A 17,323-nucleotide genomic window follows, 5' to 3' on the forward strand; every position below is an offset into this window, starting at 1 on the left:
CACCGTGCTTACTTTGAGAATGCCGTTGTGTTTTCAGTGACTGCTATTGCCCCGTGAAGCGGAATTGCTGCCAACGTCCAATTTTCGACTGCAAAACGTAATAATAACGGTAAATCAAGATCTTGCCAGCATTCTGGCAGCGGTTGATGTAAAAACTTCAATGCATCAACCAAAATCGGGCGCGGATCGCCATCCGGTAGAGGTGTTGCATGGTTTTGCTTGGATAACTTATTACCGTCATGATTCAGTGCCAATGGCAAGTGCAAATAGCTCGGAGCGGGCTGCTGTAACTGTTGGTAGAGGGCTATTTGGCGCACGGTAGGTTCAATCAAATCAGCCCCACGCACAATTTCTGTCACGCCTTGAAAAGCATCATCAACCACCACAGCTAAATTATAAGCAAATAAGCCATCTCTGCGGCGGATAATAAAATCCTCTTGTGCCAGCGCAGATTCAACATGCAACTCACCCAGTAATTTATCATAAAAGGCATAAATCGGCTGTGTCTGTCGCAAACGAATGGCGGCACTATCAGCAGGTAAATGGCGGTCACGGCAATAACCGTCGTAGAATCCCCCTAGCTGTTGAATGCGGCTGCGTGTACACGTGCAGTAATAACTCAGGCCCTGCTGTTTCAACCAGTCTAATGTGGCGCGATAGGCTTCATGACGCTGGGACTGATAGATAACCTGACTGTCCCAATGGAGGCCATAGTGATCTAATGCCGCCAGGATACGGGAAGCAGCTCCGGGAATTTCTCGGGGGGGGTCAATATCTTCAATGCGAACTAGCCAGTTCCCGCGTTGAGCACGGGCTTGCAGGTAACTCCCGAGTGCGGCAATCAGTGAACCAAAATGTAAATCACCAGACGGGGATGGGGCAAAACGGCCCACGTACTTATGTTGCTGAACATAGTGTTGCTGAACATAATGTTGCAGCACACTGGGCTGTTGAGTACTGATATCTTCGGACATAAAAAGGGAAGGGAATTCCGCTTAATAGATACGGTGCCGGAGGTGACTCTGGCACCGTGTTATACCCTTCATATTTGGAGTTGTAGGGTTGTTAGCTACGCCTCTCGCCCGAATTACTTGTTTGTTAGCGCATCGGGATTCGTTCGCTTGCTGCCTATCTACAACGCCAATTTCATTGGGTATGCAGTTAGCCTGCCATCTGCTTTTCGCGGATTTCGGCCAGGGTTTTACAGTCAATGCACAAATCTGCAGTTGGCCGTGCTTCCAGACGACGGATACCAATTTCTACGCCACAAGACTCGCAGAAACCGAAATCGTCATCCTCGACTTTTTTCAGCGTTTTTTCGATCTTTTTAATCAGTTTACGCTCGCGGTCGCGGTTACGAAGTTCAAGACTAAACTCTTCTTCCTGCGCAGCGCGGTCTACCGGATCAGGGAAATTAGCGGCTTCGTCTTGCATGTGCGATACAGTACGATCCACTTCATCCCTGAGCTGGTTGCGCCATGCTTCAAGAATCAGCTTGAAATGCGACAGCTGGGCGGCATTCATATACTCTTCGCCTGGCTTCTCTTGGTACGGTTCTACCCCAGCGATGGCGAGAATGCTCAAGGACGAGGTTTTACGTTTTTGCCCTTCTTGCATGATGCTTCTCCTACATTCATACGCACTATCGAAATCCCCAATACGGGGAAAAATCAGGCCGCTATAAATACCAGAAGGAAGGTAGGTTAGCAATTATTCCTGTCGCCTGCTTGACAATGGTGTGAAGGAAGGCGTATTTGGCGAACAACTTTCTCCAATAATCGCTTCTTTATTCAGCGCTTGTTGGTGAGAGCGTTTCGGCCAGTAATAACGGTAAGCGGGCGTCCAGCGCAATACCGTCAGGCGATAGTTGAAAACCGTAGCAAATAACCTCCACTCCTGCTTGCTGAGCCTGGGCCAGCAATTCTGCATAGCGATTGTCAATGTGTCGGGCCGCAGCGACTTGCCTGATGCCCGTATGCAATACGGCAAAAAAAAGTACCGCCCGGTGACCGTCGGCAACCATGCTTTGTAACTCCCTGAGATGCTTCTGACCCCGTAGGGTGACGGCATCCGGGAAATACCCACACTGTTGCTGTAATAAGGTAACCGACTTGACTTCAATATAGCAGTTAGACCTATTTTCTGCCTGCAATAACAAGTCTATACGGCTGTTCTCGTCTCCATATTTAATCTCTCTTTTGACAGAAGTGTAACCAGATAATTCAACAATATGGTTTTTATCTATCGCAGAGCTAACTAACTCATTGGCCCGTAAGGTATTTACGCAAATCCAATCACCACTTTGGGTGTGCGTTAACTCCCAACTGTGGGGATACTTACGTTTCGGGTTATCTGAGGTCGAATACCAAACTGTATCTCCGGGCGTCGCGCAACCCGTCATTGCCCCGGTATTAGCGCAATGAATAGTTAATGATTCTCCAGCGGGTGTCACAATATCAGCTAAAAAGCGTTTATACCGCAGGATAAGTGTGGCGGGCTGTAACCGTGGGTTAAAAGATAACAATTGAGGGTTAGACGTCATCAAATTTCCTTTCGCCGCCAGCCAGCGGCCAGCTTTGTATCAGGGTATAGCGGGTGCGACCGCGCACCAATACTGACTCATACAGTGAGAAGTGGTCTACGCACAAGCGTTGATTATTGGTTTTGGCCGGTATAACTACCGGGCGGGTAGCGCCACGCAACAAGGTCACATGGGGGTGGAATGGCAGTGATGTTTGGGCGCAACCACTGCGCGCAGCCTGAGATCGCAGCAACTGCGCTAACTGCAACAGGCCCCGGGGCGGATTTTTACAGCCAAGCCATATCACGCCCGAACCAGGCCAATGGCCGACATCATCTAAGGTTACGCTGAAGCCAGCCTGGCTGATACGCCCGGCTTGCTGCTGCAATACCTGTGCTTTAGCGGCACTTATATCGCCAAGAAATGCCAGTGTCAGGTGCATATTAGCGGCCTCGATAGGGCGACCGGCCTCTGGTGGGAAGCTCGCCGCCCGCCATTGCACAATATCCTGCTGCATGGTTTCAGGCAGTGTCAGGGCAAAGAACATGCGACGGAGACTTGTTTTAGTTTTATCAACGGTATCTATCATCTGGTTGGCATAATCACTCGGCTAAATACGCTCTACGGCCATGATGTTACAATGACTGACGATGAAAGTAGAGCATGGAGACAAATGTGGTGGTGAACCAGAAAGAGCGTGATGCGACAGTGACTGCTTTACCGGTAAGTGAAGTGCTCAGCGAGATACTCTCTGCGTTGCAAACCTCATCGCAAGTCTTACTCCATGCCCCGACCGGCGCGGGAAAATCGACCTGGTTACCGCTGCAAATCCTGCAATACAGTGGGTTGCCGGGGCGGATTATCATGCTGGAACCACGGCGGCTGGCGGCGAAAAATGTGGCTTACCGCCTGGCGCAACAACTGGGGGAACAACCCGGCCAGACGGTAGGCTATCGGATGCGCGCTGAAAGCAAAAGCGGGCCAGATACGCGTTTGGAAGTGGTAACCGAAGGCATTTTGACGCGCATGCTCCAGCAGGATGCTGAGCTAACGGGCGTCTCGCTGGTGATCCTCGATGAATTCCATGAACGTAGTTTGCAAGCTGATTTAGCGCTGGCGCTATTGCTGGATGTACAGCAGGGGCTGCGCGATGACCTGAAACTGTTAATCATGTCCGCGACTCTGGACAATCAGCGTCTTTCCTCGCTACTTCCTTGCGCGCCAGCCATTGTCTCGGCAGGGCGCAGCTTTCCCGTCGATCGCTGCTATCAGCCGCTATCAAGCCATGAGCGGATTGAAGATGGGGTTGCCAGTCGGGTTAAGCGTTTATTAAATGAGCAAACCGGTTCTTTATTGCTATTTTTACCCGGTGTCGGTGAAATCCATCGCGTGATGGAGCGCTTGCACGGTGCAGTAGCCAACGACACAGATCTTTGCCCGCTGTATGGTGCGCTGCCGCTCAGTGAACAGCAGAAAGCGATTCAACCGGCTCTCGCCGGACGGCGCAAAGTGGTGCTGGCGACTAATATTGCCGAAACCAGTTTGACCATTGAAGGCATCCGGTTGGTGGTGGACAGTGGCTTGGAACGGGTAGCGTGTTTTGATGTTAAAAATGGCCTGACCCGATTAGTCACCCAGCGTATCAGTCAGGCCTCAATGATTCAGCGTGCCGGGCGTGCCGGGCGGCTGGAACCGGGTATCTGCTGGCATTTGTTTGCTAAAGAGCAAGCCGAGCGAGCAGCGGAATACAGTGAGCCGGAAATCCTCAACAGCGATCTATGCAGCTTATGGTTGGAACTGCTGAATTGGGGCTGTCAGGATGTGGCACAACTGAGCTGGCTGGATCAACCGCCGCAGGCGGCACTCACTGTCGCGCGCGAGTTATTGATGCGACTCGGGGCCATCGACACCCATGGCCACCTTAGTGCTACGGGGCGCAGTATGGCGAGTTTAGGTTGTGAACCGCGTTTGGCGGCCATGTTGTGCTTTGCCGCAGAGCAAAGCCCCGATGCGTTGGCAACGGCGGCATTGCTGGCCGCCATTTTGGAAGAGCCACCCCGTTCTGGTCAGATTGATTTACACGATTGGCTTAGTCGGCCGCAATCTCACTGGCAGCGCCGGGCACGGCAATTGACGCAAAGAGTCAACCGCCGTTCAGGCAACGTGGACAGTAATCTCGCCGGCCAATTACTGGCACTGGCTTACCCTGATCGCATCGCGCAGCAGAGAGGGCTGGATGGTCGCTACCTGTTGGCTAACGGTATGGGGGCTGCAATGGCTCAGGATGAGGCGCTGTCACGTACCCCCTGGCTGGTGGCCGCCAACTTATTACAAAGCAACAGCGGGCCGGATGCGCGTATTTTGCTGGCATTGCCGATTGATGTTGAACAACTAGTAAAACAATTACCCCGGTTAGTCGACGAGCGGACGGTGGTGGAATGGGATGAAGAAAAGGGTACGCTGCGGGCCTGGCGACGCTGGCAAATCGGGCGTTTGACCTTACGGGCGCAACCGTTAGCCAAGCCGAGCGATGAGGCATTGCAATCGGCATTACTTAACTGGATACGCGAGCAAGGGTTGCAGGTACTCAATTGGGATGAGCATGCCGAGCAGTTACGCGTTCGATTACAATGTGCTGCCCGCTGGCTACCTGAGGAGCCTTGGCCTGCGATGGATGATGACAGTTTGCTGAGCAAACTTGAGCTGTGGTTACAGCCGTCGCTGTCCGGCGTGCGGGCTTTCCGCGGATTGCGGCAAGTGAATATTAGCGAGGCATTAACCCGCTTGTTGAGCTGGCAGTTACGTCAACGGCTGGATACTGAGCTGCCAACTCATTACACTGTGCCCACGGGGAGCCGCCTGCCAATCCGTTATTATGTCGAGCGGCCACCGGTACTGGCGGTGCGTTTGCAGGAGGTCTTTGGCGAACAACACAGCCCGATGCTGGCCTGCGGGCGGGTGGCGGTGGTGTTAGAACTTCTCTCCCCGGCACATCGGCCATTACAGATTACGGGTGATCTAGCCGCTTTCTGGCAAGGCGCATATCGGGAGGTACAAAAAGAGATGAAAGGGCGTTATCCCAAACATGTCTGGCCGGATGATCCCGCGAACACCCGCCCGACTCGCCGGACTAAAAACTACCAAGATAAATAAGATCACATGGCCAACAGCCAATAATTTCAGATGTTTCCCCTTTCTATCCGACAAATTGGGGAATATATGATACCCAAAGTAATTCGAGTTGCAGGAAGGCGGCAAGCGAGTGAGTCCCGATGAGCTTACATAAGTAAGTGATTCGGGTGATTGAACGCAGCCAACGCGCATGCAGCTTGAAGTATGACGGGTATAAGCCGCAATAATCGCCAATGCGCGTGGAGAGAAATACATGTCTGGGGATGACCGCGAGCCAATAGGGCGCAAGGGCAAGAAAGCCCTACCCAAAGCCACATCGAAACGGCCACTGCGCCGGCGGCGTGATGAAGATGAGTTCGAAGAAGAAGACTATTTAGATGACGAAGAGCACGACGATGATGACTACGATGACGAGGAAGAGCCGATGCCAAGAAAGGTAGCATCACGTCCGCCCCGTAAAAAACGCCGCTGGCTCGGCTTATTTATCAAACTGTTTTTAGTCGGTGCCGTGGTGCTGGCTATTTATGGGGTTTACCTCGATTCGCAAATTCGCAGCCGCATCGATGGCAAAGTTTGGCAACTGCCAGCCGCTGTGTATGGCCGCATGGTTAACCTTGAACCGGGGATGTCCTACAGCAAAAAAGAGATGGTCGATTTGCTGGAAGGGATGCAATACCGGCAGGTTACCCGTATGACCCGTCCAGGTGAATTCACGGTTCAGGGCGATAGTATTGATATCTTGCGCCGCCCATTTGATTTCCCTGATGCGAAAGAGGGCCAGATCCGCGCGCGTTTGGTGTTTAAAAACGATCGTCTGGCCCAGATCCAAAATCTGGATAATCAGCGTGATTTCGGTTTCCTGCGCCTTGATCCTAAGTTGATTACCATGCTGCAATCACCTAACGGTGAACAGCGTCTGTTTGTGCCGCGTGCCGGTTTCCCTGATTTGTTAGTCGATACTTTGCTGGCAACCGAAGACCGCCATTTCTATGAGCACGATGGCATCAGCCCGTACTCCATTGGCCGCGCAGTAGTCGCTAACCTGACTGCTGGTAAAGCGGTGCAGGGCGGCAGTACCCTGACGCAGCAATTGGTGAAAAACCTGTTCCTGACCAACGAGCGTTCACTGTGGCGCAAACTTAACGAAGCCTATATGGCTCTGTTGGTGGATTACCGTTACAGCAAAGATCGGATTCTGGAACTGTATCTGAACGAAGTGTATCTAGGTCAAAGTGGTAGTGATCAGATTCGTGGTTTCCCGCTGGCAAGCCTGTATTACTTTGGTCGCCCGGTAAATGAACTGAGCCTTGATCAGCAAGCGATGCTGGTGGGTATGGTGAAGGGGGCGTCGCTGTATAACCCATGGCGTAACCCAACGCTGGCACTTGAACGTCGCAATCTGGTGTTGCGCTTGTTACAGAATCAAGGTGTGATTGACGCAGAGCTTTACACCATGCTTAGTGCCCGCCCGCTGGGGGTACAGCCAAAAGGCGGTGTTATTACTCCCCAGCCAGCTTTTATGCAGATGGTGCGTCAGGAACTGCAACAGAAACTGGGTGACAAGATTAACGATCTGTCTGGTGTGAAGATCTTCACCACACTGGATCCGGTTTCACAAGATGCAGCAGAAAAAGCCATTGAAGACGGCATTCCGGCGCTGAAAGCCGCTCGTCATTTGAATGATCTGGAAGCGGCGATGGTGATTGTTGACCGCTTCAGTGGTGAAGTTCGTGCCATGGTGGGCGGCGCACAGCCGCAGTATGCAGGCTTTAACCGTGCAATGCAGGCTCGTCGTTTAGTCGGTTCTCTTGCCAAACCACCCACTTATCTGACGGCATTGAGTGAGCCAGATAAATACCGCCTTAACACTTGGTTATCTGATCAACCGTTGTCGATCAAATTACCAAACGGTTCATCATGGCAACCAAAAAACTATGATCGCCAGTTCCGTGGTCAGGTGATGTTGCTTGATGGGCTGGCTAACTCGCTGAACGTGCCGACGGTGAATCTGGGAATGTCGGTTGGGTTGGATCAAATCAGTGCGATGTTGCAGCGATTAGGGATCCCGAAAGCTGCTATTACTCCAGTTCCGGCCATGTTACTGGGGGCGATTGACCTGACTCCGGTTGAAGTAGCACAGGAGTATCAGACTATCGCCAGTGGCGGTAACCGTGCACCGTTATCGGCGGTGCGTTCGGTTATTGCCGAAGATGGCACCGTGCTGTATCAGAGCTTCCCACAGGCGGAACGCATGGTACCTGCTCAGGCGGCCTATTTGACACTTTATGCGATGCAACAAGGGGTGGCCCGTGGTACCTCTCGTTCGCTGTCAGTGAAATTCTCCAAATACACACTGGCGGCCAAAACCGGTACTACCAACGACCTGCGTGATAGCTGGTTTGCCGGTATTGATGGTAAGGAAGTGGCGATTGCCTGGGTTGGTCGTGACAATAACGGCCCGGCAAAACTGACCGGAGCCAATGGCGCGCTAACCTTGTATCGCCGCTATCTGGAGAACCAGACTCCACTGCCGTTGGTGTTGCAACCACCGGAAGGGATTAGCGAGATGAGCATTGATTCGGCGGGTAACTTTGTCTGTGGTGAGACTGGTGGTATGCGCACCATTCCTGTCTGGACTGAGAATCCGCAAGGGTTGTGTAAGGCGGCCCAGCCCGCTTCGCAACCACAAGCCGAAGGCGACGGTGTTGCCGGTTGGATAAAAGATATGTTCGGCCAGTAACAGTTAACCCACTGGCACGGTTATCGCGACCGTGCCAGTCTATTCATGCCCCACAGCTCCACTGTTTTGCCTCCGCACCTTATCCTCTCATTTCTTACTACTCAATCGACTGGCTTAGCGCTTGCAGTTCGTCGCAGGTTACGCATAAACTACCTGCTTTGATAATTATTTCACTTTGATAATTATTATCGTTTCGATTCACTTTCTCGCTATTTTTCGATAACGTTCGGGTCGCAATAATTGTTAAACCCGTTAACTTTTAATCGCAGGGCACCATCTTGGACCAACAGGCAAGCCAATCCAGCACTTTTATCCTCCGTGAGCTGAGTTTTTCGGTTCCCGGCCGAACCTTATTACAGCCACTGTCACTGACATTCCCACAAGGCAAAGTCTGCGGACTTATCGGCCATAATGGTTCCGGTAAATCAACACTATTAAAAATGCTGGGTCGCCATCAGTCACCATCAAGTGGCGAAGCCTTACTCAATGATGTGCCATTAGCGCTGTGGGACAGCAAAGCGTTTGCCCGTGAAGTTGCTTATTTGCCACAACAGTTACCGGCGGCTGAAGGGATGACGGTACGCGAACTGGTGGCGATTGGCCGCTATCCGTGGCATGGCGCGTTAGGCCGTTTTCGTCAGGAAGACCGCCAACAAGTGGAAGAGGCAATTGCGCTGGTCGATTTAAAACCCTTGGCTAGCCGGTTGGTTGACAGCTTATCCGGTGGCGAACGGCAGCGTGCCTGGTTGGCCATGCTGGTGGCACAAAATAGCCGTTGCCTGTTGCTCGATGAACCGACTTCGGCACTGGACATTGCGCATCAGGTAGAGGTATTAGGGTTAATTCAACATCTCAGCCGTGAACGCGGATTGACGGTCATTGCTGTGTTGCATGATATCAATATGGCCGCCCGTTATTGCGACCACTTAGTGGCATTGCGTGGCGGGGAGATGATTGCACAAGGGCCGGCTGACAGCCTGATGCAGGGAGAGGTATTGGAGCAAATCTACGGTATCCCAATGGGGATATTACCGCATCCGGCCGGTGGTGCGCCGGTAAGCTTCGTGTACTAATGACAACACATTTATCCATGGTTGAATCTCATTGCGCGATGCCAGATCACTCTCGGCGCAGACTGCTTACCGCATTAGCATTATCGCCGTTACTGCTGTCATTGCCCAGTTGGGCGCAGAATAGCGGCAAGATTGATGTTAATCGAGTTGTCACGTTAGAGTGGTTACCCACTGAGTTACTGTTGGCATTGGGGGTTACACCTTATGGTGTGGCTGACACCCATAATTACCGACTATGGGTTGAAGATCCTGAATTGCCTGCCAGTGTTATTGATGTGGGGCAGCGTACTGAACCTAACCTGGAACTGCTACAGCAAATGGCACCGTCGCTAATCCTGATGTCGCAAGGCTTTGGCCCTTCGCCGGAAAAACTCGCTCCTATCGCTCCCTCGATGAGTTTTGCCTTTAATGAAGAGGGCAGTTCACCGCTGGCAGTTGGCCGGAACTCATTGCGTACGCTGGGCCAACGGCTAGGGCTAGAAACGGTTGCGGAGCAGCATATTGCTGACTTTACCCACTTTATGCAGGTAGCTCGTCAACGTCTTTATCGCACCAGCCAGGCACCACTACTGATGTTTACTCTGTTGGACACTCGCCATGCGCTGGTCATCGGCAAAGGCAGCCTATTCCAAGATGTATTGGACCAATTGAAGATTGAAAATGCCTGGCAGGGGGAAACCAATCTCTGGGGTAGCTCGGTTGTGGGTATTGAACGTTTAGCGACCATAAAACAGGGGCGCGCCATCTGCTTCGATCATGGTAATCGTGAAATGTTACAACAGGTTGCTCGCACTCCGTTGTGGCAATCTATGTCGTTTGTGCGTCAAAACCAATTACGAATATTGCCGCCGGTATGGTTCTACGGCTCAACGTTGTCTGCCATGCGTTTTGTGCGTCTTTTGGAGCAGGCATGGGGTAATGCATCATGATGGCAACCCATCCACGCAAGAGCGGGTTACTGCCCATTGGATTACTTGGGCTGTTATTGATAATTGCTGTGGCACTGACTCTATATAACCTGCGCCAATTATTACCCGTTTCATTATGGGCTGAAGCGTTATGGCGGCCAGACAACAATGATGTTCGCCAGATGTTATTCCATTACAGCCAGTTACCGAGGTTGGTCGTCGCATTGCTCACCGGTGCTGGATTAGGGTTAGTCGGTGTTTTATTCCAGCAAGTATTGCGTAACCCATTGGCCGAACCCGCCACACTCGGTGTCGCGGCGGGTGCCCAACTTGGGCTGACAGTCGCTACCCTATGGATGCTACCCGGTGGCGAATTGACCCGCCAACTGGCAGCAATGGCCGGTGGTATGGTCATCGGTGCGTTGGTATTTGGTGTCGCCTGGGGAAAACGACTCTCGCCTGTCACTCTGATTCTGGCCGGCCTGGTTCTTGGTTTGTACTGTGGTGCAGTTAATGGTCTGTTGGCACTATTTAACTATGACCAGTTGCAGGGGCTATTCTTATGGAGCAGTGGCGCACTGAATCAGCAGGATTGGAGTACGGTGCAATTTATTCTGCCACGCTTAGTGATTACCTGCATATTGGCAGCTTTACTGATACGCCCATTAACCTTATTGGGGCTAGATGATGGCATTGCCCGTAATCTAGGACTGGGGTTATCACTGGCGCGGTTGAGTGCGCTGGGCGTGGCAATTATTTTCAGTGCGATGTTAGTTAATGCAGTCGGAGTCATTGGGTTTATCGGTTTATTTGCGCCACTGTTGGCGAAAATTTTTGGTGCGCGGCGGTTATCTCAGCGCTTGATACTGGCACCGGTAGTCGGGGCGTTACTGCTCTGGGTTACCGATCAGAGCATCATCTGGCTGACGCAAGTCTGGCGGGAGATTCCTACCGGTGCGGCGACCGCCTTGATTGGTGCGCCACTACTGTTGTGGCTACTGCCACGTTTACACAGTGCGACCGCACCCAATATGGATTTTGGCGATAATGTTCCTGCTGAACGACAGCATTTAGGATTATGGATAAGTGTTGGTTTGCTGTTACTGCTGGCTGGGTTGACGGTAGCGCTTATGCTCGGCCGCGACAATCAGGGCTGGAGCTGGATTACCGGTGATGAACTTCAGGCAGTGTTACATTGGCGCTGGCCACGTGTGCTCGCGGCATTATCGGCCGGTATGATGCTGGCGGTGGCGGGGACCTTAATCCAAAAACTGACGGGTAACCCAATGGCTAGCCCCGAAGTTCTGGGTATCAGCTCTGGTGCTTCTTTCGGCGTGGTGGTCATGATGTTTATCGTGCCAGGTAATGCGTTGCTATGGTTGCTACCCGCCGGGAGCTTAGGGGCTGCGGCCACGTTATTGTTGATTCTGGTGGTTGCTGGTCGTGGCGGGTTCTCTCCCGGCAGAATGCTATTAGCAGGGATTGCACTGAGCACCGCCTTTACCACGGTAATCACGATGTTACTGGCCAGTGGCGACCCACGTATGCGCGGCTTGCTGGCGTGGATTTCTGGCTCTACCTACTCGGTTAATGGAACACAGGCAGTAACAACCGGTTTAGTTGCTTTGGTGCTGATTGCATTAGCGCCACTGTGCCGCAGATGGTTAATGATTTTGCCATTGGGCAGTGTCACCGCCAGAGCACTGGGTATGGCGCTTGCACCTAGCCGGTTAGCCATTTTGTTATTGGCTGCCATCTTAACTGCCGCTGCTACCCTGACAGTTGGGCCTTTAAGTTTTGTCGGGCTGATGGCACCACATATGGCGCGTATGATGGGCTTTCGCCGAGCCATTCCACAACTGTTTATCGCGGCTATTTTAGGTGGACTGCTGATGGTATTTGCCGACTGGTGTGGCCGCATGCTGTTGTTCCCGAACCAAATCCCCGCAGGGTTGTTGGCAACATTTATTGGTGCTCCTTACTTTGTTTATTTATTGCGTAAACAAGGGCGGTAAGCATTTATTATGTCAATAATCTGCTTCGTTTGAATATGGACTCTGATCCGTAGTTAGATTTTTATCAAATATATCATCGAGCTATTAATTATGAGTCGATGATATGGAGGGTATTGGGTTAATTTATAGTAATATCATTTAATAATTATTGTATTTAAAATTATTATAAATAAAAATACTACATGTATTGTTAATTATATTTAAACTCAGTTAAATTTAATAAGTAATAAAGTATTGCTCATGAGTTTTTATATGATAGTGTGAAAGAGTCAGGCAGAAAATCCATCGCGTTACTTAGACGCTAATTGTGATTGTCAATTTGATAGTTACCTGTATATTATCAAGCTAAATAATGCAATATAAATTATTTTTAAGTTATTAGTTTGTCTGATTATTCTACTCATTATTTAGTGGTAATTAAATTGGAGAGAAATAAGATGACTGAATTAATTCATGAAAAAAGTAAGTTTTTTCTGCATGGAGTTAATGACAAGGTATTGATTAATATCTTGTTAATATATGGACTGATAGTGACAGGCTTTGGTGTGTTACTCATTCTCGATGTATTAACTTTTTCTCTGACGACGCACATTGATACTGTTCAACCAGTAACCCGTAATATAATAGATTATCACCCAGTTGAAGTTAAAATGCCTACACTTCCTATGGGGCCAAGTTGGAATGGTAGTAGTGGTGGTGATATTCCACAGAATGTGGAAATATCAGAATTACTTTATACCGTTAATCGGCATTAAATTAATTAAGCGCATTAAACCTCTGGGCTTTAATTTATAACCACCTCCAGTGTTTTGGCGGTGGTTATAGTCTCTATAGATATTAAAGTTTGGCAAAACACCGGCGGGCAGCATCGACGGTTCTCTGGATATCGTCTTTGCTATGTGCGACGGACATAAAACCGGCTTCAAACGCAGAAGGGGCCAGATAGACACCTTCTGCCAGCATCAAATGGAAGAAACGTTTAAAGCGTTCGACATCACAATTCATGACATCCTGATAGCAGGTGACAGTTGGTGAATTGCTAAAGAAGATACCAAACATGCCACCCACGTGGTTAACCACCAGCGGGATGTTCTCTGCTTGTGCCGCATTGAGCAGGCCAGTTGCCAGTAAATCGGTTAACTCGGTCAGGGTTTCATGAATACCTACCTGTGCCACTTCAGTCAAACAGGCATAACCCGCCGCCATAGCGATAGGGTTCCCGGAGAGAGTGCCCGCCTGATAAACTGGTCCAGTCGGTGCCAGTGCCTCCATGACATCACGGCGACCACCGAAAGCACCCACCGGCATACCACCACCGATAATTTTCCCCAGACAGGTTAAGTCAGGAATGACATGGTAGTAATCCTGCGCCCCGGCTAATGCCACCCGGAAACCCGTCATGACCTCATCAATAATCAGCAATGCACCAAATTCATCACATAGATCACGCAGCCCCGGCAGGAATTCTGGCTGCGGTAATATGCAGTTCATATTGCCAGCGACAGGCTCAACAATGATACAGGCGATTTCTTGTGGGTATTGCTCAAAGGCTTCGCGTACAGAGGCTAGATCGTTATAAATACAGGTCAGCGTGTGCTTAGCGAAGTCAGCCGGTACCCCCGGAGAGTTTGGCTGACCGAGGGTCAATGCGCCAGAGCCCGCTTTTACTAATAGGCAGTCGGCGTGGCCGTGATAGCAGCCTTCAAACTTGATGATTTTATCGCGCGCAGTGAAACCTCGGGCTAGACGAATGGCGCTCATGGTGGCTTCGGTACCGGAGTTAACCATCCGTACCATATCCATGGTTGGCACTAATTCTGTCACCAACTCAGCCATTTTGACTTCCATCGCTGTCGGTGCGCCAAAGCTTAGGCCGCGCTCGACAGCTTCAATTACGGCCTGACGAATAGCGGGATGATTGTGACCAAGCACCATCGGACCCCAGGAGCCGACATAATCGATGTAGGCTTTACCATCGACATCAAATAGATAAGCGCCGTCAGCACGTTCGATAAACAATGGAACGCCACCGACACCGGTGAATGCACGCACCGGAGAGTTAACCCCGCCTGGGATCACCTGCTGTGCCTGGGCATACAGACTTTCGGACTTACTCATAAACTGGCTCCTGAATTGGGCTTGGTGACATTGGCTGAGATGATATTATATTAAATAACAGTGAGTTATATAACATCAATATTGTTAACATCAGCTATAACAATAGACAATGGTGCCTATTCTAAAGAACTGGCCGCGGTTATCAAATGATTGGGCATAATTAACTGCTAGCTTGCGCGACGTGCCGCATATTCGAAACTTTCATCGCTAAACTTACGTTCTAAGCCAGAGCGTTTCATCGACGTTTAAGCAGGCACATCATGATGATGTAGTCTAAACTCAGACTACTGTTCATTTGTATTACTTATTACTCAATTGATAAATAGACTAATCATGACTGATTCAACGCAACCAATGCCTGCTGAAGGCGTTACTGAACTCAAACGGGGTCGTTTTATTCGAGCATTGGTTAATCGTGATAAAACGCCGTTGGTTATTCTTATCATGGCTGGTGTGGTCGGGGTTGTTACCGGTTTGCTGGCTGTGGCTTTTGATCGCGGCGTCGATTGGATCCAACAACAAAGGTTGGCAACGCTGGCCAAAGTCGCGGATTACGCAATTTTGGTATGGCCGTTGGCTTTCGTTATGTCGGCGCTGCTGGCGATGGTAGGTTATTTTTTGGTGCGTCGTTTTGCTCCTGAGGCTGGTGGTTCAGGTATTCCTGAAATCGAAGGGGCAATGGAGGAGATGCGGCCAGTGCGCTGGTGGCGGGTTATTCCGGTTAAATTTATTGGCGGCCTTGGAACATTAGGGGCGGGCATGGTGTTAGGCCGGGAAGGGCCGATGGTACAGATGGGGGGTAATAGCGGGCGGATGATTGTCGATATCTTTCGTCTGCACAGCCCTGAAGCACGTCATTCATTGCTGGCAACCGGTGCAGCTGCCGGGTTGTCTGCGGCCTTCAATGCCCCGCTGGCGGGGATTTTGTTCGTTATTGAAGAGATGCGCTCTCAGTTCCGCTACAGTCTGGTATCAATCAAAGCCGTATTTGTCGGGGTGATAACATCTACTATCGTCTATCGCTATTTTAACGGTGAACATGCGGTTATTGATGTCGGTAAAATGAGCGAAGTGCCACTGGACACATTATGGCTTTACCTTGTGCTAGGGATTATTTTCGGTGCCATCGGTGTAATGTTCAATGCGTTAATATTCCGCACGCAGGATATGTTCATGCGTTTCCATGGTGGTGATTGGCGCAAGTTAGTTTTGCTTGGCGGCCTGCTGGGAGGAATGTGTGGTTTATTGGCATTGTTTCATGGCGAGGCTGTGGGGGGCGGTTTTGCATTAATTCCTATTGCGGCAGCCGGTAACTTCAGTATCGGCATGTTGCTATTCATTTTTATTGCTCGAGTTATTACGACACTATTGTGTTTTGGTTCTGGTGCACCTGGCGGGATATTTGCCCCAATGTTGGCTTTAGGAACTATTTTGGGCACCGCTTTCGGCTTGTCCTGTGCGTATTTTTTCCCCGAATACGGCATTGAGGCCGGGACTTTTGCTATTGCCGGGATGGGGGCGCTGTTTGCTGCATCGGTACGTGCACCACTGACTGGGATAGTTTTGGTGTTGGAGATGACCGATAATTATCAGCTTATTTTACCGATGATAGTGACCTGCTTGGGCGCCACATTAATAGCACAATTTATGGGGGGTAAGCCCTTGTATTCAGCTATTTTAGCCCGCACATTACAAAGACAAGAGCAGGCTGCATCTGCGAGTGAACAACAACAACCGGTGGTTGAAAATGATACTCAAACAGGTAGATAATATATAACATTAGCCAGCAATACTTGAATGAATTACTCAGGTATTAGATAATTGATGATTAGATCAGGCTGCCATTGTAGTAACCTGCAACTCGAACACCGGTTGGGAGTGATGAGTATGAGCGATGAAACAGTACTGCCCCTACAGTTTACTGAGGCAGCAGCTAAGAAAGTTAAACTGCTGATTTCTGATGAGGAAAATCCGAATCTGAAGCTGCGGGTTTATATTACCGGTGGCGGATGCAGCGGGTTCCAGTATGGTTTTACTTTCGATGATCAAATCAACGATGGGGATATGACCATCGAAAAGCAAGGCGTGGAATTGGTTGTTGATCCGATGAGCCTGCAATATCTGGTCGGCGGTGCGGTGGATTATACCGAAGGGTTGGAAGGTTCACGCTTTATTGTGACGAACCCGAATGCGAAAAGTACTTGTGGTTGCGGTTCTTCTTTCAGCATTTAATTTATCCTGTGTCCTTGATGCTACAGCGACGTTAGCTGTATTCACTTACCCGAACCACTGAATTGGGCCAGCTCATCGGGATTAGTGAGCCTCATTTTGAAGGTACACTCTACGGGCTAGCATCAATGCTGTTCAAATCGCTTCTGACTGATTTGTCGTTCGTTTGCTGCCCTGCTGTAACACCAATGACTTTGGCTATAATTAGTCCACTAAATTTCCGATAAAAAACCGCAACTTTAACAGTTGCGGTTTTTTTCATCTGAATATTACCATTCTACAGTGATCAACTGTGTCATCTGGCTGTTACTGGTTTGGCTGAGTAATGAGCCATCTGTCGCAATAAAAGAATGGCTGATTTTAGGTTCGCTAACCAAGCCACCTCCTCGTTGGCAGTGTATTTGTGGATAATTTACTTTTGCATCATTCGCTATGTGTTCATTTTGATTCGGTGATTGCACCTGACAAGATGGCACGATAGTTAAGATTAATTCTATTGTGCCGCTTAGCCCCTGAGCCAGCGACGGACTGGCAATAAATGCCAGCCAAAACGTAAACAAAAAATATTTCATGATTTATGACTGCAT

At 50.1% G+C, this 17,323-nt stretch carries 14 protein-coding genes; 8 read left to right on the forward strand and 6 right to left on the reverse strand.

Annotated elements, in window-relative coordinates; all coding sequences use genetic code 11:
* Positions 1-8: 8 nt before the first annotated feature.
* The 4 genes from gluQRS to thpR all read right to left on the reverse strand — a co-directional run bounded on the left by gluQRS (position 9) and on the right by thpR (position 3,110).
* Positions 9-974, reverse strand: coding sequence for a tRNA glutamyl-Q(34) synthetase GluQRS (gene gluQRS, locus Q2T71_RS02620; protein WP_372558035.1), 966 nt, complete (start codon positions 972-974; stop codon positions 9-11).
* Between the two features lie 187 nt (positions 975-1,161).
* Positions 1,162-1,617, reverse strand: coding sequence for an RNA polymerase-binding protein DksA (dksA, locus tag Q2T71_RS02625; protein WP_002209354.1), 456 nt, complete (start codon positions 1,615-1,617; stop codon positions 1,162-1,164).
* Positions 1,618-1,786: 169 nt separating this feature from the next.
* Entirely contained in the window at positions 1,787-2,542 is a 756-nt protein-coding gene (gene sfsA, locus Q2T71_RS02630) for a DNA/RNA nuclease SfsA (protein WP_372558036.1), read from the reverse strand.
* A complete protein-coding gene (gene thpR, locus Q2T71_RS02635; RefSeq protein WP_372558037.1) occupies positions 2,532-3,110 on the reverse strand; it encodes an RNA 2',3'-cyclic phosphodiesterase in 579 nt (192 codons plus the stop codon). Before thpR ends, sfsA begins: the two co-directional genes overlap by 11 nt.
* Positions 3,111-3,184: 74 nt before the next feature.
* On the opposite strand from thpR, the gene hrpB reads away from it, so the two are divergent.
* The 6 genes from hrpB to Q2T71_RS02665 all read left to right on the forward strand — a co-directional run bounded on the left by hrpB (position 3,185) and on the right by Q2T71_RS02665 (position 13,144).
* Entirely contained in the window at positions 3,185-5,674 is a 2,490-nt protein-coding gene (gene hrpB, locus Q2T71_RS02640; protein WP_372558038.1) for an ATP-dependent helicase HrpB, read from the forward strand.
* Positions 5,675-5,906: 232 nt separating this feature from the next.
* The gene (mrcB, locus tag Q2T71_RS02645) at positions 5,907-8,393 is read left to right on the forward strand and encodes a bifunctional glycosyl transferase/transpeptidase (protein ID WP_372558039.1); all 2,487 of its coding nucleotides are present in this window, start codon (positions 5,907-5,909) and stop codon (positions 8,391-8,393) included.
* Between the two features lie 278 nt (positions 8,394-8,671).
* The gene (fhuC, locus tag Q2T71_RS02650; RefSeq protein ID WP_372558040.1) at positions 8,672-9,466 is read left to right on the forward strand and encodes a Fe3+-hydroxamate ABC transporter ATP-binding protein FhuC; all 795 of its coding nucleotides are present in this window, start codon (positions 8,672-8,674) and stop codon (positions 9,464-9,466) included.
* Between the two features lie 38 nt (positions 9,467-9,504).
* Positions 9,505-10,395 (forward strand): Fe(3+)-hydroxamate ABC transporter substrate-binding protein FhuD, encoded by an 891-nt coding sequence (gene fhuD, locus Q2T71_RS02655; RefSeq protein ID WP_372559822.1) that lies wholly within the window; start codon positions 9,505-9,507, stop codon positions 10,393-10,395.
* Complete coding sequence (gene fhuB / locus Q2T71_RS02660) at positions 10,392-12,389, forward strand: Fe(3+)-hydroxamate ABC transporter permease FhuB (protein ID WP_372558041.1); 1,998 nt, start codon at positions 10,392-10,394, stop codon at positions 12,387-12,389. Before fhuD ends, fhuB begins: the two co-directional genes overlap by 4 nt.
* 437 nt (positions 12,390-12,826) lie before the next feature.
* The gene (locus Q2T71_RS02665) at positions 12,827-13,144 is read left to right on the forward strand and encodes a nuclease (RefSeq protein ID WP_372558042.1); all 318 of its coding nucleotides are present in this window, start codon (positions 12,827-12,829) and stop codon (positions 13,142-13,144) included.
* 82 nt (positions 13,145-13,226) lie between these two features.
* On the opposite strand, the gene hemL is transcribed toward Q2T71_RS02665, so the two are convergent.
* Positions 13,227-14,507 carry a glutamate-1-semialdehyde 2,1-aminomutase gene (gene hemL, locus Q2T71_RS02670; protein ID WP_372558043.1) on the reverse strand — a complete coding sequence of 427 codons (1,281 nt, stop codon included), beginning with the start codon at positions 14,505-14,507 and terminating at the stop codon, positions 13,227-13,229.
* A 333-nt stretch (positions 14,508-14,840) separates the two neighbouring features.
* Here hemL and clcA point away from each other — a divergent pair, with 333 nt between their 5' ends.
* Together clcA and erpA are read left to right on the forward strand one after the other, a co-directional pair.
* Positions 14,841-16,277: a H(+)/Cl(-) exchange transporter ClcA gene (gene clcA, locus Q2T71_RS02675; protein ID WP_372558044.1), complete on the forward strand. Its 1,437-nt coding sequence runs from the start codon at positions 14,841-14,843 to the stop codon at positions 16,275-16,277.
* Between the two features lie 117 nt (positions 16,278-16,394).
* Positions 16,395-16,739 carry an iron-sulfur cluster insertion protein ErpA gene (gene erpA, locus Q2T71_RS02680; RefSeq protein ID WP_004706254.1) on the forward strand — a complete coding sequence of 115 codons (345 nt, stop codon included), beginning with the start codon at positions 16,395-16,397 and terminating at the stop codon, positions 16,737-16,739.
* A gap of 266 nt (positions 16,740-17,005) precedes the next feature.
* On the opposite strand, the gene Q2T71_RS02685 is transcribed toward erpA, so the two are convergent.
* Positions 17,006-17,308, reverse strand: a complete 303-nt coding sequence (locus tag Q2T71_RS02685; RefSeq protein ID WP_372558045.1) for a hypothetical protein — start codon at positions 17,306-17,308, stop codon at positions 17,006-17,008.
* Positions 17,309-17,323 lie beyond the last annotated feature (15 nt).

This window comes from Yersinia sp. 1652 StPb PI (genome assembly GCF_041538345.1).
GTDB classification, from domain to species: domain Bacteria; phylum Pseudomonadota; class Gammaproteobacteria; order Enterobacterales; family Enterobacteriaceae; genus Yersinia; species Yersinia enterocolitica_E.